This window comes from Sphingomonas sp. HITSZ_GF (assembly GCF_029543155.1).
In the GTDB taxonomy this organism is placed as follows: domain Bacteria; phylum Pseudomonadota; class Alphaproteobacteria; order Sphingomonadales; family Sphingomonadaceae; genus Sphingomonas.
Map to the genome: position 1 here is coordinate 104,509 of NZ_JARQXA010000007.1, position 16,681 is coordinate 121,189.

Genomic DNA, 16,681 nt, shown 5'->3' on the forward strand with positions numbered 1-16,681 from the left:
GGAAAGCATGCGCTTGTGGACGCTTCTGGCGCCGATATTGGCGCTGACCCTGCCCGCGTCCGCACTGCAGCAGGACCATGAAGCCGCCAATGCCGACCGCCAGGCGATGCTCGACAGGCTGGGAATCAAGGAAATCCGCCCCGGTGCCGACGGCTTCGATCCCAAGGCCGCCAACGCCGCGAACTATGACGAGGCCAAAGCGGGCACCCCCGAACTTCCGCCTCTGATGCGGATGGACGACGGCCGCATCGTCCGGAACAGCAAGGACTGGGACCGGCGGCGCAAGCAGATCGTCGAACTGTTCGACCGCGAGATCTATGGCCGCGTGCCGCTAACCGCCCCAAAAATAACGTGGAATCGCGTGCGCCGGGAAAAGGCCGTCGAAGCCGGGATCCCGGTGACCAAGACCTGGCTCGAAGGCCGAGCGGACAATTCGGCCTGGCCGCAAGCCTCGGCGACCATAATGTTCCGCTACACGCTGCCCGACAGCGAACGCCGCGTGCCGGTGATGCTCAGCTTCGGCTTCCCCGAGGGCTTCAAATTCCCCGGGCCGCCCCGCCCCGCCGATCCCGGCCCGCCCTATACCGAGCAGCTGCTGAAACGCGGCTGGGGCTATGCCGTGGTGGTGGCGAATTCGATCCAGGCGGACGATGGCGGCGCGCTGGCCACCGGGGTGATCGGCATCGCACTGCAGGGCCGTCGGCGCATGCCCGAGGACTGGGGCGTGCTGCGCGCCTGGGCCTGGGGTGCGAGCCGGGCGCGCGAAGCGCTTGCTGCGGACACCGAAGTTGACGCCCGCCGAATCGGCATCGAGGGCCTGTCGCGCTACGGCAAGGCGGCGCTGGTCGCCATGGCCTATGACCCGCGCTTCGCGATCGGGTTCGTCGGCTCGTCGGGCGCCGGCGGCGCCGCGCTCTATCGCCGCAATTTCGGCGAGCGGATGGGCAATCTGGCGGCGGGCGGCGAGTATCACTGGTTCGCCGGCAATTTCCTGCGCTATGCGGGGCCGAAGAGCGAGTTCGACCTGCCGGTGGACGCGCACATGCTGATCGCGCTTTCGGCACCGCGCCCGCTGTTCCTCGGCGCGGGCACGGTCGATACCGGCGACGGCTGGGTGGACCCCAAGGGCAGCTTCCTGGCAGCGGTGGCGGCATCGCCGGCCTGGACGATCACCGGCCACAAGGGGCTGAGCGCCACAGCCTTCCCGCCGGTACTGACTCCGGCGACCGAGGGCGACCTGGCCTTTCGCCAGCATCGCGGCGGCCACAGCAACCGCGACAACTGGCCGAGCTTCATCGACTTCGCGGCGCGCGAGCTCCGCCTTGACTAATAGTATATTATAGTACATCATTTTGACATGGAGGATATGTACTATGGGAAAATATGAGCCGCTTGCCGACTTCCTGCATAAGCAGACTCGCGATCATTGGTCAGCGAGCTTCGAAGAAGTCGAGGCGGTGCTTGGTTTCTATCTTCCCAATAGCGCCCGCAAGCATGCAGCTTGGTGGGCCAACCAGCATGGTGAAGGACACAGTCAGACCAGCTGGCTGGATGCCGGCTGGAACACCAGCAATGTCGACCTGAAAAAGCGCCGGGTCGACTTCGTGCGCGTTCGTTCTGCAACGCCATCGAAGGGAGAACATGCGCTCCTCGAGCAGGCCCGCGCGCTGACCGGCATTCCCGAACAGGAAGAAGTGATCCGCGAGGCCTTGCGCGCACTGATCGAGCGTGAGAACGCCCGACGGCTGATCGCGCTAGGCGGCACAATGCCCTACTTTGCAGCCCCGGCGCGCCGCAGATCCGCTGCATGATCTTGGTCGACACCTCAATCTGGGCAGACCATTTCCGAGCGGCAGATTCATCGCTCTCGGCCCTTTTGGAACGCGGGATGGTGTTGCTTCATCCGTTTGTTCTGGGGGAACTCGCGCTCGGCAATCTTGCTGATTGGGATGGAACGGTCGGCGCGCTCGGCCGATTGCCGCGGCCGGTGCTCGCAGGCAGTGAAGACGTGCTGAGCCTTATCAAGCGTGAAAGCCTTATGGGAACGGGTCTGGGCTGGGTCGATGCGACCCTGCTGGCTTCAGCGCGACTGACACCGGATTCGCGCCTGTGGACCCGTGATGTCCGGCTGGCAGCGGCTGCCCAACGGCTCGGGATTGGCCTGCCAGAACACTAACCGAGAACTAAAGTCATCCCCGCACGGGCGGGAGCCGGGGCCGAGAGCGGGGCCGCCGAGGCGCCGGGTCGCCGGCGCGGGGATGACCAGGCGCGATGGATGGAGGGATCAGCCGCCCACCGCGCGAAGGATTTCGGCCGCCCGCTCCGCGATGCGGGCACTGTTCTCGACCCGATCGAGCAGGGCATGCTGCATCTCGGTGAGCGCCGGGATCAGCGCGTCGCGCCGCGATTCCGCCGTGCGGATCATCGGCACGAAGCGGCGCTCGAGCTTCTTCAGGCGCACCATGTCGGTCGCCGATTCGACATGGACGATCAGATCGCTGTCCCCGTCGAAACAGGTGGCCGAGGGAATCTCCCGCTCGGCATCGCGGTAGCGCTCGCGCAGCGCATGCACCTCCGCCTCGGCGGCGATGAAGCGATCGAGCGCACCCGTCTGCACCAGCGGCTCGAACACCTGGGGCATGGCCGGCGGCCAATCGAGCGGATAATCCTGCACCGGATCGACGGCGAAGGCCGTGCTGCCGACGCCCCAGCCGGTGACCGGATGCGGCGAGATGTCGGAGAGCTGGCCCGAAGACGCTTCCCATATGGCATGATGCCAGGCGAACAGCGCGACGCCGGGGATTTCGACGAGCATCCAGCCGAACACGCATTTGCCGCCCTGGGCACGCACCTGATCGCGCACGTTCCAATAGCAGCGCCCCTGGCGGCTGCCAGCGAGCGGGTAGCGCGGCACGGCGACGGCGCGGACCGGCGCGAGCCGGGCGAGCAGCAGCGGCATCGCGGGATGATCGAGCGCGGCGTCCCGATGAAGCAGTCCCAATGTTCAGTCCCCCCGGACTTTCAAGCGAAGCAAGGTACGCGAACACGGACTCTTCGGGCCGGCGACGGGTGCCCATTTCGCCCGGAAACCCCGGGCGGTAACGAAGATGAACCGGTGCGACCCGAGGGGTTTTGTTTGCAGGACTGGTACGAGCGCAGGCCGGCAAAGCCAAATGCGCGGGCGCCAATATGGGTCGGATACGGCGCAAAATGCACGGTTTTCCGCCAATTCGGGTAGATTTGCGCCGCTTCGGAGGCATCTGCGCGTCCGCACCGGGATAGCTCCGAAGCACCCAGATGCTCGACAAGATCGACCGCTTCCTGCGGGCGAACATGCAGCTGCCGGCGAAGCCGTAGGGGGCGTGGGGCCGCCCTTTCCTGCGGGGAAGGGGCCCGAGGTCCGGCGCGGACTCTCAAAGCCGTCATCCCGGCGAAAGCCGGGATCTCAGGCGAAGGCGGGGAAGGAGCCGCACGAGATCCCGGCGTTCGCCGGGATGACGGTTTGGAGTGGGATGACGGTTGGGGCGGGATGACGGACAAGAAAAAGGGCGGCCCCGAAGGACCGCCCTCTTTTCTCGTTCCCGAGGGAGCGAACTTAGCGCGAATAGAATTCGACGACCAGGTTCGGCTCCATCTTCACCGGGTACGGCACCTCGTCGAGGGTCGGCACGCGGGTGAAGGTGATCTTCGAGGCACCGTCCGGCGACACATAGTCGGGGATGTCGCGCTCGGCGAGGCTCTGCGCTTCCATGACCAGCGCCATTTCCTGCGCCTTCTGGCGGAGCGAAACGGTCTGGCCCGGCTTGATGCGGCGCGAACCGATGTTGCACTTCTCGCCGTCGACCAGGACGTGGCCGTGGTTGACCAGCTGGCGGGCCGCGAAGATCGTCGGCGCGAACTTGGCGCGATAGACGATCATGTCGAGGCGCTGCTCGAGCAGGCCGATCAGGTTCTGCGAGGTGTCACCCTTCATCTTCGAAGCGTCCTCATAGGCGCGCTTGAACTGCTTCTCGGTGACGTCGCCGTAATAGCCCTTGAGCTTCTGCTTGGCGCGCAGCTGGATGCCGAAGTCCGACATCTTGCCCTTGCGGCGCTGGCCGTGCTGGCCCGGGCCGTATTCGCGCTTGTTCACCGGGGACTTGGGACGGCCCCAGATGTTCTCGCCCATGCGGCGGTCAAGCTTGTACTTTGCGCTGGAACGCTTCGACATTTGTAATCCTTGCAATCGCTAACAACGGTTTTCCCGGTATCCGCCTGCTGGTCTCGCTGAGGAGGGCAGGGCCGCCGCTTCACCGGGGTGCGGGGCCATTGCGAAGGCGCGCGGTTAGCGGCGCGGGGCCGCCGAGTCAAGTTTGACGTGCCCGGCTGGACAGCGCGCCCGCACCCCGCCAAGAGCGGAGCCATGCAAGACGTGATCGATCCCGAAGCCTGCACGACGATGACCGAGGTCCGCGCCGGCGTGGATGCGCTGGACGCGGCGCTGGTGGCGCTGCTCAAGCGGCGCTTCGGCTATATGGACGCGGCGGCGCGGATCAAGCCCGAGCGCGGCCATGTGCGCGACGAGGCGCGCAAGGCGCAGGTGATCGCCAATGCCCGCGCACATGCGGCGGCGGCGGGAATTCCCGAAGACGCGATCGGCGACATCTGGGAACGACTGGTCGAAGCCTCGATCGCCTACGAACTCGCGGCGTTCGACCGGCGCTGAGCCGGGACCGAACGGGCGCCGGGCGCAAGCAGCATCACGATCTTCATCGCGATGCCCCTTCGCGGCCGGCGCCGGTCGATCAGTTGCCGCTCATGCCGCCATTGCCGCCCATGCGGGCGCGGTTGTCGAGCGCGCGGCCGGCGCGATCGGCATTGGCGTCGGCGATCTGGCGCCACTCTTCCTTGGTATGGCACTCGCGCTTGCCCATGATCGAGCCGGTCGATTCGACCATGCGGCAGATCTTCTTCTCGGGCTTGGCGTCAGCAGCCGGGGTCGGCGTCGCCTGCTGGGCGATGGCGGGAACGGCGAAGGCAACACACGCGAACAGAACAGCGAACTTCATACTATCTCCACTGCGGTTTGGGAGGCGGCCCTGCCCCGGCCTGCCCCGGGCCGGAAGACGAGACCGCGAGAGGCCCGAAAATGCGCCGATGCCGGTTCCGATCGCCTGCCCTCCAGGCGACCGAAGCCGATATGAATTCGGCACAAACGTATCGGAACCCCCTCCCGCTACGAAAGATTCGTGCACTGTAACTTGTTTTCGCACCTGCGAAAAGCGGAAGTGTATTGCGATTATATGTCAGGTCGTGCGGTGGCGCTTCTTGCCTTCGAGCGCGGAGAGCACGCCGCGCAGCGTGCGCAGTTCCTGGCTCGACCAGCGCGGCTTGGTAAGCAGCGTGCGCAGCGTCCTTTTCGTCGAGGGAACGCGGTCGGGCGGGAAGTAATAGCCCGATTCATCGAGCATCGCGTCGAGCTGGTCGATCATCCCGTCCAGCTCCTGCTGCGGCGCGGGAGGATCGAGCTCCTCGACCGTGGGCTGGGCCAGGCTCTCGCCCTTCGACCATTCATAGGCGACGAGGATCACCGCCTGGGCAAGGTTGAGCGAGCCGAACTCGGGATTGATCGGCACGGTGACGATGGTGCGTGCGACGGCGACGTCGTCGGTCTCCAGCCCCGAGCGCTCGGGGCCGAACAGGATCGCCGAGCGCCCTTCCTCGCGGTGGATCTCGCGCGAGGCTTCCTCGGGCGTCATCACCGGCTTGGAGACGCCGCGCTTGCGCACCGTGGTGGCATAGACGTGCGCGCAATCGGCGACGGCATCGGCGACGGTCTCATAGACCTGCGCCTTTTCGAGCACGATGTCCGCGCCGCTCGCGGCGGGGCCGGCGCTGGGATTGGGCCAGCCGTCGCGCGGGGCGACGAGGCGCATCTCGACCAGCCCGAAATTGAGCATCGCGCGTGCGGCCTTGCCGATATTCTCGCCGAGCTGCGGGCGGACCAGGACGATGACGGGCGGCTGGCTCACTGCCCCCTCCCGCCTTCCTGGGCCACTTCGGACACGTTGCCGGCGAATTCCTCGAAATCCTTGGCCTCGCGGAAGTCCTTATAGACCGAGGCGAAGCGGATATAGGCGACCGAATCGAGGCCCTTGAGCCCCTGCATCACCAGCTCGCCGATCTTCTGCGAGGGGATTTCGGTGTCGCCCAGCGTCTCCAATTGACGCTGAATCCCCGAGACGAGCTTCTCGATCTGCACGCCGTTGACCGGGCGCTTGCGCGTGGCGACCGAGATCGAGCGGACCAGCTTGTCGCGGTCGAACGGCTCGCGCTTGTCCTCGGACTTGAGCACGGTGAGCTCGCGCAGCTGGATGCGCTCGAAGGTGGTGAAGCGCGCGGCGCAGGCCTCGCACTGGCGCCGACGGCGGATCGCCGCCCCGTCTTCGGTGGGGCGGCTGTCCTTTACCTGGCTGTCTTCATGTCCGCAGAAGGGGCAGCGCAATTAATCAAAGCTCCGGATAGATGGGGAAGCGCTCGCACAGCGCGCGGACGCGCTCGCGGACGTTCTGCTCGACCTGGGCGTCGCCCTGCTCGCCATTCTTCTTCAGCCCGTCGAGCACGTCGGCGACCATGTTGCCGATCTCGCGGAACTCGGCCGGGCCGAAGCCGCGGGTGGTGCCCGCCGGCGAGCCGACGCGGATGCCGCTGGTCTTGACCGGCGGCAGCGGATCATTGGGAATGCCGTTCTTGTTGCAGGTGATCGCCGCGCGCTCGAGCGCCTCGTCGGCGTCCTTGCCGGTCACGCCCAGCGGCGTGAGGTCGATCAGCGCGAGGTGGGTGTCGGTGCCGCCCGAGACCACCGCCGCGCCGCGCTCCTTGAGCGTGGCCGCCAGGATCTTGGCGTTCTCGACGATCGCGGCAGCATAGCCCTTGAACTCGGGCTGGAGCGCCTCGCCGAACGCCACCGCCTTGGCGGCGATGACGTGCATCAGCGGGCCGCCCTGGAGGCCGGGGAACACCGCCGAGTTGATCTTCTTGGCGATCGCCTCGTCATTGGTGAACACCGCGCCACCGCGCGGGCCGCGCAGCGTCTTGTGGGTGGTCGTCGTCACGACATGCGCATGGCCGAACGGCGTCGGGTGGACGCCGCCGGCGACCAGGCCGGCGAAGTGCGCCATGTCGACCATGAAGATCGCGCCGACCTCGTCCGCGATCGCGCGGAACTTGGCGAAATCGATATGGCGCGGATAGGCCGAGCCGCCGGTGATGATCAGCTTGGGCTGGGTCTCGCGGGCGAGCTTGGCGACCTGGTCATAGTCGATCAGGTGCGTGTCCGGGGTGACGCCGTACTGGACCGCGTTGAACCACTTGCCCGACATCGCGGCGCGCGCGCCGTGCGTCAAATGGCCGCCCGAATCGAGGCTGAGGCCCATGATCGTGTCGCCGGGCTTGACCATCGCCAGCATCACCGCGCCGTTGGCCTGCGCGCCCGAGTGCGGCTGGACGTTGGCGAAGTCGCAGCCGAACAGCTGCTTGGCGCGATCGATCGCCAGCTGCTCGACTTCGTCGGACGGGTGGCAGCCCTGGTAATAGCGCTTGCCGGGATAGCCCTCGGCGTACTTGTTGGTGAAGACCGAGCCCTGCGCCTCGAGCACTGCCTTGGAAACGATATTCTCCGAGGCGATCAGCTCGATCTGATACTGCTCGCGCTTCAGTTCATGCTGGACGCCGGCGAAGACCGCCGGATCCGCCTCGGCGAGCGAACGGGTGAAATAGCCATCGGGCTGGGCGCCGAGAGTGGCGGGGTTGGTGCTCATGCAGGGGTCCCTTCAGGATGGCTGAGCTTGTCGACCCGACGCTGGTGGCGGTCGCCGAGAAACTCGGTTGCGAGAAAAGTCGTGATGCAGGCCTTGGCCATCTCGATGCCGAGCAGGCGGGCGCCCATGGCGATGACATTGGCATCGTTGTGCTGGCGGGCCAGGCTGGCCGAAAGCGGCTCGGAGACGAGCGCGCAGCGGGCGTGCGGGTTGCGGTTCACTGCGATCGAGATGCCGATGCCCGAACCGCAGAGCGCGACGCCGCGCGCCGCCTTGCCCTCTTCGATCGCCTTGGCGAGGCGATAGCCATAGTCGGGATAGTCGACGCTCTCCGGCCCGTTGGTGCCGAGATCGAGCACTTCATGCCCTTCGTTACGCAACCATTCGGCGAGTTCTGCCTTCATGGCGTAGGCGGCATGGTCCGAAGCGATGGCGATGGCGTGCGACATGCGCGCTCCCCTACGCCGCAAGGACGGTGCTGGCTAGACCGACTATTCGGAGAGAGACATGCGCAAGACGATTTTCGCCCTGATCCCGGCCCTGGCGCTCGGCGTGGCCGCCTGTTCGGAGAGCGCGCAGGACAATCTGAGCAATTCGCTGAACGCGACAGGCGATTCGCTGGAAAACAGCGTGAACGACATGGGCGACACGCTGGGCAATGCCGCGGACGATGCCGGCGCTGCGCTGGACAACACCGCCAGCGACATCGGCAACCGTGCCGAGCATGTGGGCAATGCGATCGACGAGGCGACGCGCTGATGCGTGCGCTGCTGATCTTCGCCCCTGCGCTGGCGCTCGGCGCGTGCAACGCCGCCGACAAGGCCAGCGACGCCACGGCCAATGCCACCGAGACCGCGGGCAACGCCGCAGTGGCGGTGGGCGGTTCGATCGCCAATGCCGTCAAGGAAGGCGCCGCCGACCTGAAGAACGAAGTGGCCGCCAAGCCGGTCGACCGCGACGACTGGATCGGCCGCTGGAAGGGCGTGGAAGGCACCTATCTGACCGTGTCGAAGGGCAAGGACCCGGGCATGTACAAGCTGGAGATGCAGTACACGCTCGACGACAAGGGAATTTTCGACGGCAAGGGATCGAGCGAGGGAATTTCGTTCACCCGGCCCGACGGCGATCAGACGCTCCATCCGAGCGACGGCGATGCGACCGGGCTGAAATGGCTGGCCGGCAAGAAGGACTGTCTGACGGTGAAGGCCGGCGAGGGCTATTGCCGGGATTGAGGCACCCACCTTCCCAGCACCAATCGTCACCCCGGCCTTGTGCCGGGGTCCACCGGGAGGCACGCCTCGCACAAGAAGCGAGAGTGCATCGGCTGCGGCATGGTGGACCCCGGCACAAGGCCGGGGTGACGGACGGGCTCAGGGTTTCGCCGGATTCCGCAGCCACCCGCGTGCCCGTGCCTCGGCGGCATAGGTGGCGCTGACCGGAACGCTGCCGCCCCCGGCGAGCAGCAGCCGCCATTTGCGGCCTTCGCGCGTGGCGCCCTGCACTGCGTCCGCCGCGACCCAGGCGCCGCGATGGACCTGGAGCCCGTCGAGCCGGGCGACTTCCTCCAGCGCATCGCCGAAGCGATAGTGGAGCAGCTCGCTGCGGCCGTCGCGGCGATGGACGCGGCAATAATGGTCCTCGGCCTCGATCGCCGCGAGATCGCAGGCGGCGATGCGGGCGCGGGCGAGCAGACCGGTCTCGGCGCGGACCGGGCGCATCCGGCGCAGCACCAGCCAGGCGACGACCGAGCAGACGGTGAAGATCACCACGCTGATCGCCGCCGCCCTGCCCCATATCTCGTGCGGGATCGGTTGCATCGGCGTGCCGACCAGCCAGGCGCAGGCCCAGATCTCGAGCGGCAGCGGCAAATTGAGCGGGATCGTGCCGAGCAGCGAGATGCGCGGCCAGTCGCTGTCCTTGCGCACGCCCCAGGCGAAGAGCAGCTGCCATTTGAGCGCGTTCCATCCCATCAGCAGCAGCCAGAAGGCGATGCGGGGCCCGAGCGGCAACCGGCCGGTGTTGAATCCGCCGGTGACGATCATCAGCAGCGCCGCGGCGAAGCAGGCGACCCAGAGCAGCGGGAAGCCCGGCGGCGCCTTCCGGGGCAGTGCGCGTTTCGCGAAGGCCAGAGCGCGCTTCGCGAAACCGCGCTTGCTTGGCGGCTGGGCGGCAGAGCCAGTGCGGAGCGACCGGGCGGCGGGCATGGCGGACAAGCTGCCATGCATGGTGCCCTGCGACAATCGGGAGATACAGATGCGCGCTTCGTTTCTATCCGGCTCCCCGGCGAAGGCCGGGGCCCAGGGCCACAAGCGGCAGGGCAGAGAAACCCTGGGCCCCGGCCTTCGCCGGGGAACAGCCTGGGCATGGATGCTGGCCGCCCTCACCCTCGCCTTGCCCTTCACTGCCCAGGCCCAGCAGGCCGACACCGCCACGATGACCGCCCAGAGCGACGCGATGCACAAGCTCGACTGGATGCACGGCAAATGGCGCGGCGAGGCGCGTGTGCAGATGCCGGGCGCCGGCGAGCGGGTGATGACGCATACCGAGCGCGTGGGCACGATGCTCGACGGCACGATCACCCTGGTCGAAGGCAAGTCGTTCGACGCGGCGGGCAAGGTGCCGTTCAACGCCTTTGCAGTGATCTCCTACGATCCCGCCACCAAGACCTATGCGATGGCGAGCCACACCGGCGGGCGAGCGGGCACCTTCCCGCTGGCCGTGACCGACAAGGGCTATGCCTGGGAAATGCCGGCCGGGCCCAATGCCAAGGTGCTCTACAAGGCCTGGCTGGAAGGCGACACCTGGATCGAGGCGGGCGAATTCGTGATGAACGGCCAGCCGGGCCGGCCCTTCTTCAAGATGACGCTGAAGCGCATCGGCGACACCGACTGGCCGATGGCGGGAAGCGTCACCAAGGATTGATTTTGCTTCGCTCCTGACTCTAGGGCCGATCCCCGGCGCCCCGCGACAAGCGTTGCGGGGCCCGGGGATAGACCTTAGACTGACGCCGGTTCGTCACATTGGGGTAATAGGGCGTGGCGGATCGCCGCTCGCCGGGCGGGCGTCCAGGAGCAAGTGATGGGTTCGATTACCAAGACGCCGAAGAATGTCGCCGTCCGCGGCGCCGTGCACCGTCACGAACACATGACCAAGGAAGGCATTCTCGAGCGCGCCTTCACCTTTGCCTTTCGGGGCCTGGTCTATCCGCAGATCTGGGAAGACCCGGTGATCGACATGGAAGCGCTGCAGCTCCAGAGCGACCATCATCTGGTGACGATCGCCTCGGGCGGCTGCAACGTCTTCTCCTATCTGACCGCGAACCCGGCCAAGATCACCGCAGTGGACCTCAATCCGGCGCATATCGCGCTCAACAACCTGAAGAAGCAGGCGGCGCTGCGGCTGCCCGACTATGCCGCCTTCCACCGCTTCTTCGGCCAGGCCGACAAGCCCGAGAATGTCGAGGCCTATCGCGAGCATATCGCGCCGCACCTCGACGCGCCCTATCGCGACTATTGGGAGCGCCGCGGGCTGAACGGCACGCGCCGCATCGATGCGTTCAAGCACGGCTTCTACCATTACGGCCTGCTCGGCCGGCTGATGGGCTTCGTCCACTGGCTGGCGCACCGCTACGGCATCGAGCCGCGCGACATCCTGAAGGCGAAGACCATCGAGGAGCAGCGCGAAATCTTCGAAACCAAGTTCGCGCCCTTCTTCGACAAGAAGTTCCTGCGCTGGCTCGTCGATCAGCCCGCCGCCCTGTTCGGCTTCGGCATCCCGCCGGCGCAGTACGACCTGCTCAAGGTCGACGACCAGGCGGGGATCACCGGCGCGCTCAAGAGCCGGCTGCGCAAGCTCGCCTGCGACTTCGACCTGAAGGACAACTACTATGCCTGGCAGGCGTTCGGCCGCGGCTATGGCGAAGGTCCGGATGCGCCGCTGCCGCCCTATCTCGAGGCGAAGAACTGGGACGTGGTGCGCGCGCGCGCCGACCGGGTCGAGATCCGCCACACCAACTATGCCGACTATCTCGAGACGATGCCGGCCCAGTCGCTCGACCGCTACATCCTGCTCGACGCGCAGGACTGGATGACCGACGAGCAGCTGACCCGCATCTGGGGCGAGATCACCCGCACCGCCAAGCCGGGCGCGCGCGTGCTCTATCGCACCGCGGCGATCCCCGACGTGGTGAAGGGCCATATCCCCGAGGAAATCATGTCCCAGTGGGAATATGAGGACCAGGCCAAGCTCGACGACTGGACGCGCCGCGACCGCTCCTCGGTCTATGGCGCGACGCATGTCTGGACGCTGAAGCCGCACGCATGAGCGCTGCCACCGGGGACCAGAAGGGGCTGATGGACGCGACCTATGCGCTCCACCGCCACTTCTACGACTTCACGCGGAAATTCTATCTGCTGGGGCGCGACGCGCTGATCCGGTCGCTCAACCCGCCCAGGGGCGGCACGGTGCTCGAGGTTGGCTGCGGCACCGCGCGCAACCTGATCGTCGCGGCGAAGCGCTTCCCCGAGGCACGCTTCTTCGGCTTCGACATCAGCGAGGCGATGCTGGAGACGGCGCGGGCTTCGGTGGAGAAGAACGGGCTGTCGGGCAGGATCACGCTCGCGCAGGCCGACGCGGGCGCGTTCGACGTGCAAACGCTGTTCGGGGCCTCGACACTCGACCGGGTGTTCATGAGCTACACGCTCTCGATGATCCCACCCTGGGTGGAGGCGATCGAGCTGGGCGCGAAGGCGCTGGCGCCGGGCGGCAGCCTGCACATCGTCGATTTCGGCCAGTATGAGCGGCTGCCGCGCTTTGCGAAGCGGCTGCACTTCAAGTCGCTCAACGACTTCCACGTATTCCCGCGCGACACGCTGCCCGCAGTGCTCAAGCGCATCGCCGAGGAGCAGGGCCTGCGGCTCGACTTCCGTTCGACGCTGCGCGGCTATGTGTGGAGCGCGACGCTGACGCGGGACTGAGCTTGGCGGCGCGCATCCTGGTCTATGGCGCGCTGCTGGCGGCGGGGACGCTGCTGCTCCAATGGCTCGACTATCAGCGGCTGGTGCGCGGGCATGCGGGCGACTTCTATATCTTCCTGATCGCGGCGGGGTTCCTGGCGCTGGGCGTATATGTCGGCGCGAAGTTGATCGGGCGACCGATCCCGCGCGCGTTCGACGGCAACCCGCAGGCGGTAGCGACGCTGGGACTGTCGCCGCGCGAGCTGGAAGTGCTGAGGGAACTGCTCGCCGGGCGCTCCAACCAGGAGATTGCCGACCGGCTGGGCGTGTCGCTCAACACGGTGAAGACGCATGTCGCGCGGCTGCTCGAGAAGCTGGGCGCGAAGCGGCGGGGGGACGCGGTGGCGCGAGCGCGCGAACTGGGGATCCTGCGCTAGCCAATAGCCGCCATCCCGGCGAATGCCGGGGTCTCGGGCGGCTCCTTTCCCGCCTTCGCCTGAGATCCCGGCGTTCGCCGGGATGACGGGTTTGGGCAGGTTTCACGCAAATCATCCTTTCGGGCGATTGCGCCGCCGGCTTGTCCGCGGCCTGCTTCGGGGGCAACCTGAACCCGAGGGGGACCTGAACATGCTGCGCACCATCCTGACCTACGGCGTGATCGGCGGACTGATCGCCGGCGGCGTGCTGTCGATCGTCGTCACCAATTTCGAAGGCGCCACCGGCCAATATGGCATGGCGATCGGCTATCTGATCATGCTGGTCGGCCTCAGCACCATCTTCCTGGCCATCAAGCGCCAGCGCGATGTCGCGGGCGGCGGCGTGATCGGCTTCTTCCCGGCGCTGGGCATGGGCGTGGCGATCAGCCTGGTGGCGGGGATCGTCTATGCGCTGTGCTGGGACACGGCGCTGCACATCATCGGCATCGACGCGTTCATCGACAAGTTCGCCGGGGCGATGACCGAGGGCAAGAGCGGCGCAGAGCTGGCCAGGGCGCAGGCGGAGATGGCGTCGTTCCGCACTGCCTATCACAACCCGCTCATCCGGCTGCCGATGACGTTCGTCGAGATCTTCCCGGTGGGCCTGGCGGTGTCGGTGGTCTCGGCGCTGCTGCTCTGCAACAGCCGCTTCCTGCCGGTGGCGCGGGCGGAGGCAACGGAAGCTTCGGAAGCGTAAACAGCCTGTTCCCCGGCGAAAGCCGGGGCCCAGGGCCACGAGCGACACGGCAGAGAAACCCTGGGCCCCGGCTTTCGCCGGGGAACAGGTCGGACGTTACGCCGCCCGCCTGAGTTCCAGGCGGCCCCAGATCTCGACCAGCGCTTCGACCAGCTCGCGCATCATGCCCTCGTCATGGGCGGGGCCGGGGGTGAAGCGCAGCCGCTCGGTGCCGCGCGGCACCGTCGGGTAGTTGATCGGCTGGACGTACACGCCATACTCGGCGAGCAGGATGTCGCTGATCTTCTTGGCCTTGACCGGATCGCCGACCATCAGCGGGACGATGTGCGTGGTCGACGGCATGACGGGAAGCCCCGCCTCGGCCATCATCGCCTTGAGCTTGGCGGCGGCGGCCTGCTGGCCGTCGCGCTCGACCGACGAGCCCTTGAGATGGCGCACGCTTGCCAGCGCGCCGGCGACGAGCACGGGCGACAGCGAAGTGGTGAAGATGAATCCCGGCGCATAGCTGCGGATCACGTCGATGATCATCTGATCGGCCGCGATATAACCGCCCATCACGCCGAACGCCTTGCCGAGCGTGCCTTCGATGATCGTCAGCCGATCGGCCAGCCCCTCGCGATCGGAGATGCCGCCGCCGCGCGGGCCGTACATGCCAACGGCATGGACCTCGTCGAGATAGGTCAGCGCGTTATACTTGTCGGCCAGGTCGCAGATCTCGGCGATCGGCGCGATATCGGCGTCCATCGAATAGACCGACTCGAAGGCGATCAGCTTGGGGACGGTGGGATCGTCGGCGGCGAGCAGTTCCTCGAGATGCGCGAGGTCGTTGTGGCGGAAGACGCGCTTCTCGCAGCCCGAATTGCGGATGCCCGCGATCATCGAGGCGTGGTTGAGCTCGTCCGAATAGACGATGCAGCCCGGCAGCACCTTGGCCAGCGTGGAGAGCGTCGCTTCGTTCGAGACATAGCCCGAAGTGAAGAGCAGCGCATTTTCCTTGCCGTGGAGATCGGCGAGCTCCGCCTCCAGGTCGACATGGTAGTGCGTGTTGCCGCCGATGTTGCGCGTGCCGCCCGAGCCGGCGCCGACATCGTGGAGCGCCTCCTCCATCGCCGCGATCACCTTGGGGTGCTGGCCCATCGCCAGATAGTCGTTCGAGCACCAGACGGTGATCGGCTTCGGGCCGTTATGGCCGGCGAAGCAGCGCGCATTGGGGAACATGCCCTTGTTGCGCAGGATATCGATGAAGACGCGGTAGCGGCCCTCGGCGTGCAGCCGGTCGATCGCGGACGTGAAGACCCGGCTATAGTCGACGGGCACAGGGCTTTCGGCGCTGTTCATGCCGCGGTTCCTACTGCCAAAGCCAAAGGATTTCCAGTTGGACATAATGCCCGATCGGTCCAGTTCCGAACGACTTTGCGCCAGCGCAAATTCGGGCAATCGGAAATTGATATGGATTGGTCCTGAGCAAGGCCGGACGTGGTACAAGACGGGTATCGCGAGCGACTCGGCTACCAAGCAAGCCCGCGGCTGAGAGACCCAGCGTGCTCCCGCTTGCAGATGGAGCATCCTATCATGAGCGCCAGGGACATAGAATATTTCACCAAGCGCGAGCGCGAAGAGCGCGAGAATGCCGCGCGCACCGACGACCTGACCGCGCGGCGCGTCCACCAGGAAATGGCCGAGCGCTATTCGGCGCTGCTGCGGGACATCCTCGCGGCGCCGCCCGTGGCACAGGCTTAGTTTCTTCAACTCCCCTCTCGGGAAGGGAGGGGAAACGCCGCCTCTACAGCGACTCGATCTCGACCAGCCCGTAACGCGCCAGGGCGGGCGCGAGCATGTCCGTGCGGGCACTGCGGGCAGTGAAGACGGCGCGGCCGGGCACCGGCGCCGCGGGCCAGCCCTGCCCTTCGGTGAGGTGCGCGACGCGGCGGGCGATGCCGGGACCGCCATCGACGAAGCGGACGGGATGCGGCGCGGCGGCAGCCAGATCGGCCTCGACCAGCGGAAAATGGGTGCAGGCGTTGACGATCACGTCGATCCGGTCGCCGCCGGGCTGATCGAACAGCCCGGCGAGCACCGCGCGCATGCGATCGGGAACCGGCGGCACGCCTTCGAGCGCGGCCTCGGCGATCTCGACCAGTTCGGCCGAGCCATGGCGCAGCACGGTGCAATCGCCGGCGAAGCGGCGGGCGAGATCGTCGACATAGGGCTGGCGGACGGTCGCCTCGGTGCCGAGCACACCGATCACGCGGGTTTCGCTGAGCAGTGCGGCAGGCTTGATCGCGGGCACGGTGCCGACGATCGGCACGTCCAATGCGGCGCGGACATGCTGGAGCGCGATGGTGGACGCCGTGTTGCAGGCGATGACGATCAGCCGGGGATCGTAGCGCTCGGCCAGCCGCCCGAGCAGCGCCGGCACGCGCGCGGCGATCTCGCCCTCGCTGCGGGTGCCATAGGGAAAGCCCGCCGAGTCGGCGACATAGACGAGCGGCGCCTGGGGCAGCAGCGCGGCGGTGGGCGCCAGCACCGAGAGCCCGCCCACGCCCGAATCGAAGAACAAGATGGGACGGCCGTCGGTCATCGTCCGCGGGGCATGGCTCCGCCTCCGATGGCCGTCAACCGCCCCTGAGTTGGGAAACACCCCCGAAGGGGATCAGTTGGGATTCAATTCGCCAGGCACTCTTCCAGCCCTGCCCTCGCCAAGGGTTCTTCGAGCCCTCCCCCTTGATGGGGGAGGGTTGGGCGGGGGTGACC

General features: G+C 67.0%; 22 protein-coding genes. 12 read left to right on the forward strand and 10 right to left on the reverse strand.

The window, feature by feature from the left end; all coding sequences use genetic code 11:
* Positions 1-7: 7 nt before the first annotated feature.
* From P6144_RS18260 to P6144_RS18270, 3 genes are read left to right on the forward strand one after another with little or no spacing between them, the layout of a single operon-like run.
* The gene (locus P6144_RS18260; RefSeq protein WP_277769245.1) at positions 8-1,330 is read left to right on the forward strand and encodes a hypothetical protein; all 1,323 of its coding nucleotides are present in this window, start codon (positions 8-10) and stop codon (positions 1,328-1,330) included.
* A gap of 43 nt (positions 1,331-1,373) precedes the next feature.
* A complete protein-coding gene (locus tag P6144_RS18265; RefSeq protein WP_277769246.1) occupies positions 1,374-1,811 on the forward strand; it encodes a type II toxin-antitoxin system VapB family antitoxin in 438 nt (145 codons plus the stop codon).
* On the forward strand, positions 1,808-2,176 hold the full coding sequence (locus P6144_RS18270; protein ID WP_277769247.1) for a type II toxin-antitoxin system VapC family toxin: 369 nt from the start codon (positions 1,808-1,810) through the stop codon (positions 2,174-2,176). Before P6144_RS18265 ends, P6144_RS18270 begins: the two co-directional genes overlap by 4 nt.
* Positions 2,177-2,284: 108 nt before the next feature.
* Here the strand turns inward: P6144_RS18270 and P6144_RS18275 are convergent, their stop codons facing one another.
* Both P6144_RS18275 and rpsD read right to left on the reverse strand, forming a co-directional pair.
* Entirely contained in the window at positions 2,285-3,001 is a 717-nt protein-coding gene (locus P6144_RS18275) for a hypothetical protein (protein ID WP_277769248.1), read from the reverse strand.
* Between the two features lie 594 nt (positions 3,002-3,595).
* Positions 3,596-4,210, reverse strand: a complete 615-nt coding sequence (gene rpsD, locus P6144_RS18280; RefSeq protein WP_277769249.1) for a 30S ribosomal protein S4 — start codon at positions 4,208-4,210, stop codon at positions 3,596-3,598.
* 192 nt (positions 4,211-4,402) lie between these two features.
* Between rpsD and P6144_RS18285 the strand changes: the two genes are divergently transcribed.
* Positions 4,403-4,705 carry a chorismate mutase gene (locus P6144_RS18285; protein ID WP_277769250.1) on the forward strand — a complete coding sequence of 101 codons (303 nt, stop codon included), beginning with the start codon at positions 4,403-4,405 and terminating at the stop codon, positions 4,703-4,705.
* 79 nt (positions 4,706-4,784) lie between these two features.
* Here P6144_RS18285 and P6144_RS18290 read toward each other — a convergent pair whose 3' ends face one another.
* The 5 genes from P6144_RS18290 to rpiB all read right to left on the reverse strand — a co-directional run bounded on the left by P6144_RS18290 (position 4,785) and on the right by rpiB (position 8,248).
* On the reverse strand, positions 4,785-5,048 hold the full coding sequence (locus tag P6144_RS18290) for a hypothetical protein (RefSeq protein WP_277769251.1): 264 nt from the start codon (positions 5,046-5,048) through the stop codon (positions 4,785-4,787).
* 237 nt (positions 5,049-5,285) lie between these two features.
* Positions 5,286-5,939: an RNA methyltransferase gene (locus tag P6144_RS18295; RefSeq protein ID WP_277769368.1), complete on the reverse strand. Its 654-nt coding sequence runs from the start codon at positions 5,937-5,939 to the stop codon at positions 5,286-5,288.
* 68 nt (positions 5,940-6,007) lie between these two features.
* Positions 6,008-6,484: a transcriptional regulator NrdR gene (gene nrdR / locus P6144_RS18300; RefSeq protein ID WP_277769252.1), complete on the reverse strand. Its 477-nt coding sequence runs from the start codon at positions 6,482-6,484 to the stop codon at positions 6,008-6,010.
* A 4-nt stretch (positions 6,485-6,488) separates the two neighbouring features.
* Positions 6,489-7,799 (reverse strand): serine hydroxymethyltransferase, encoded by a 1,311-nt coding sequence (gene glyA, locus P6144_RS18305; protein ID WP_277769253.1) that lies wholly within the window; start codon positions 7,797-7,799, stop codon positions 6,489-6,491.
* Positions 7,796-8,248, reverse strand: coding sequence for a ribose 5-phosphate isomerase B (rpiB, locus tag P6144_RS18310; RefSeq protein WP_277769254.1), 453 nt, complete (start codon positions 8,246-8,248; stop codon positions 7,796-7,798). The genes glyA and rpiB overlap by 4 nt, the downstream gene beginning before the upstream one ends.
* 58 nt (positions 8,249-8,306) lie before the next feature.
* Here rpiB and P6144_RS18315 point away from each other — a divergent pair, with 58 nt between their 5' ends.
* Positions 8,307-8,558: a hypothetical protein gene (locus tag P6144_RS18315; RefSeq protein ID WP_277769255.1), complete on the forward strand. Its 252-nt coding sequence runs from the start codon at positions 8,307-8,309 to the stop codon at positions 8,556-8,558.
* The gene (locus tag P6144_RS18320; RefSeq protein WP_277769256.1) at positions 8,558-9,031 is read left to right on the forward strand and encodes a hypothetical protein; all 474 of its coding nucleotides are present in this window, start codon (positions 8,558-8,560) and stop codon (positions 9,029-9,031) included. Before P6144_RS18315 ends, P6144_RS18320 begins: the two co-directional genes overlap by 1 nt.
* A 138-nt stretch (positions 9,032-9,169) precedes the next feature.
* Here the strand turns inward: P6144_RS18320 and P6144_RS18325 are convergent, their stop codons facing one another.
* Entirely contained in the window at positions 9,170-10,003 is an 834-nt protein-coding gene (locus P6144_RS18325) for a LytTR family DNA-binding domain-containing protein (RefSeq protein ID WP_277769257.1), read from the reverse strand.
* 163 nt (positions 10,004-10,166) lie between these two features.
* On the opposite strand from P6144_RS18325, the gene P6144_RS18330 reads away from it, so the two are divergent.
* The 5 genes from P6144_RS18330 (at position 10,167) to P6144_RS18350 (ending at position 13,927) form a co-directional block, all read left to right on the forward strand.
* Positions 10,167-10,721 (forward strand): DUF1579 family protein, encoded by a 555-nt coding sequence (locus P6144_RS18330; protein ID WP_277769258.1) that lies wholly within the window; start codon positions 10,167-10,169, stop codon positions 10,719-10,721.
* Between the two features lie 156 nt (positions 10,722-10,877).
* Positions 10,878-12,122 (forward strand): DUF3419 family protein, encoded by a 1,245-nt coding sequence (locus P6144_RS18335; RefSeq protein WP_277769259.1) that lies wholly within the window; start codon positions 10,878-10,880, stop codon positions 12,120-12,122.
* Positions 12,119-12,775 carry a class I SAM-dependent methyltransferase gene (locus tag P6144_RS18340; protein ID WP_277769260.1) on the forward strand — a complete coding sequence of 219 codons (657 nt, stop codon included), beginning with the start codon at positions 12,119-12,121 and terminating at the stop codon, positions 12,773-12,775. The genes P6144_RS18335 and P6144_RS18340 overlap by 4 nt, the downstream gene beginning before the upstream one ends.
* Before the next feature lie 2 nt (positions 12,776-12,777).
* Positions 12,778-13,191 (forward strand): response regulator transcription factor, encoded by a 414-nt coding sequence (locus P6144_RS18345; protein WP_277769261.1) that lies wholly within the window; start codon positions 12,778-12,780, stop codon positions 13,189-13,191.
* Positions 13,192-13,381: 190 nt separating this feature from the next.
* Entirely contained in the window at positions 13,382-13,927 is a 546-nt protein-coding gene (locus P6144_RS18350; RefSeq protein WP_277769262.1) for a DUF4199 domain-containing protein, read from the forward strand.
* Positions 13,928-14,023: 96 nt separating this feature from the next.
* Here P6144_RS18350 and hemA read toward each other — a convergent pair whose 3' ends face one another.
* Positions 14,024-15,265 (reverse strand): 5-aminolevulinate synthase, encoded by a 1,242-nt coding sequence (gene hemA / locus P6144_RS18355; protein ID WP_277769263.1) that lies wholly within the window; start codon positions 15,263-15,265, stop codon positions 14,024-14,026.
* A gap of 234 nt (positions 15,266-15,499) precedes the next feature.
* Here hemA and P6144_RS18360 point away from each other — a divergent pair, with 234 nt between their 5' ends.
* Entirely contained in the window at positions 15,500-15,667 is a 168-nt protein-coding gene (locus P6144_RS18360) for a hypothetical protein (protein ID WP_277769264.1), read from the forward strand.
* 43 nt (positions 15,668-15,710) lie between these two features.
* On the opposite strand, the gene murI is transcribed toward P6144_RS18360, so the two are convergent.
* Positions 15,711-16,508 (reverse strand): glutamate racemase, encoded by a 798-nt coding sequence (murI, locus tag P6144_RS18365; protein WP_277769265.1) that lies wholly within the window; start codon positions 16,506-16,508, stop codon positions 15,711-15,713.
* Positions 16,509-16,681 lie beyond the last annotated feature (173 nt).

Excerpts from the sequence above, each read along its gene's own strand:
- P6144_RS18260 (WP_277769245.1), top strand. The coding sequence starts at position 8 with ATGCGCTTGTGGACGCTTCTGGCGCCGATATTGGCGCTGACCCTGCCC.
- hemA (WP_277769263.1), bottom strand. The coding sequence starts at position 15,265 with ATGAACAGCGCCGAAAGCCCTGTGCCCGTCGACTATAGCCGGGTCTTC.
- rpiB (WP_277769254.1), bottom strand. The coding sequence starts at position 8,248 with ATGTCGCACGCCATCGCCATCGCTTCGGACCATGCCGCCTACGCCATG.
- P6144_RS18265 (WP_277769246.1), top strand. The coding sequence starts at position 1,374 with ATGGGAAAATATGAGCCGCTTGCCGACTTCCTGCATAAGCAGACTCGC.
- P6144_RS18335 (WP_277769259.1), top strand. The coding sequence starts at position 10,878 with ATGGGTTCGATTACCAAGACGCCGAAGAATGTCGCCGTCCGCGGCGCC.
- P6144_RS18325 (WP_277769257.1), bottom strand. The coding sequence starts at position 10,003 with ATGCCCGCCGCCCGGTCGCTCCGCACTGGCTCTGCCGCCCAGCCGCCA.
- P6144_RS18295 (WP_277769368.1), bottom strand. The coding sequence starts at position 5,939 with ATGCTCAATTTCGGGCTGGTCGAGATGCGCCTCGTCGCCCCGCGCGAC.
- P6144_RS18315 (WP_277769255.1), top strand. The coding sequence starts at position 8,307 with ATGCGCAAGACGATTTTCGCCCTGATCCCGGCCCTGGCGCTCGGCGTG.
- P6144_RS18360 (WP_277769264.1), top strand. The coding sequence starts at position 15,500 with ATGAGCGCCAGGGACATAGAATATTTCACCAAGCGCGAGCGCGAAGAG.
- P6144_RS18350 (WP_277769262.1), top strand. The coding sequence starts at position 13,382 with ATGCTGCGCACCATCCTGACCTACGGCGTGATCGGCGGACTGATCGCC.
- murI (WP_277769265.1), bottom strand. The coding sequence starts at position 16,508 with ATGACCGACGGCCGTCCCATCTTGTTCTTCGATTCGGGCGTGGGCGGG.
- rpsD (WP_277769249.1), bottom strand. The coding sequence starts at position 4,210 with ATGTCGAAGCGTTCCAGCGCAAAGTACAAGCTTGACCGCCGCATGGGC.
- P6144_RS18285 (WP_277769250.1), top strand. The coding sequence starts at position 4,403 with ATGCAAGACGTGATCGATCCCGAAGCCTGCACGACGATGACCGAGGTC.
- glyA (WP_277769253.1), bottom strand. The coding sequence starts at position 7,799 with ATGAGCACCAACCCCGCCACTCTCGGCGCCCAGCCCGATGGCTATTTC.
- P6144_RS18320 (WP_277769256.1), top strand. The coding sequence starts at position 8,558 with ATGCGTGCGCTGCTGATCTTCGCCCCTGCGCTGGCGCTCGGCGCGTGC.
- P6144_RS18340 (WP_277769260.1), top strand. The coding sequence starts at position 12,119 with ATGAGCGCTGCCACCGGGGACCAGAAGGGGCTGATGGACGCGACCTAT.
- P6144_RS18270 (WP_277769247.1), top strand. The coding sequence starts at position 1,808 with ATGATCTTGGTCGACACCTCAATCTGGGCAGACCATTTCCGAGCGGCA.
- P6144_RS18330 (WP_277769258.1), top strand. The coding sequence starts at position 10,167 with ATGCTGGCCGCCCTCACCCTCGCCTTGCCCTTCACTGCCCAGGCCCAG.
- P6144_RS18290 (WP_277769251.1), bottom strand. The coding sequence starts at position 5,048 with ATGAAGTTCGCTGTTCTGTTCGCGTGTGTTGCCTTCGCCGTTCCCGCC.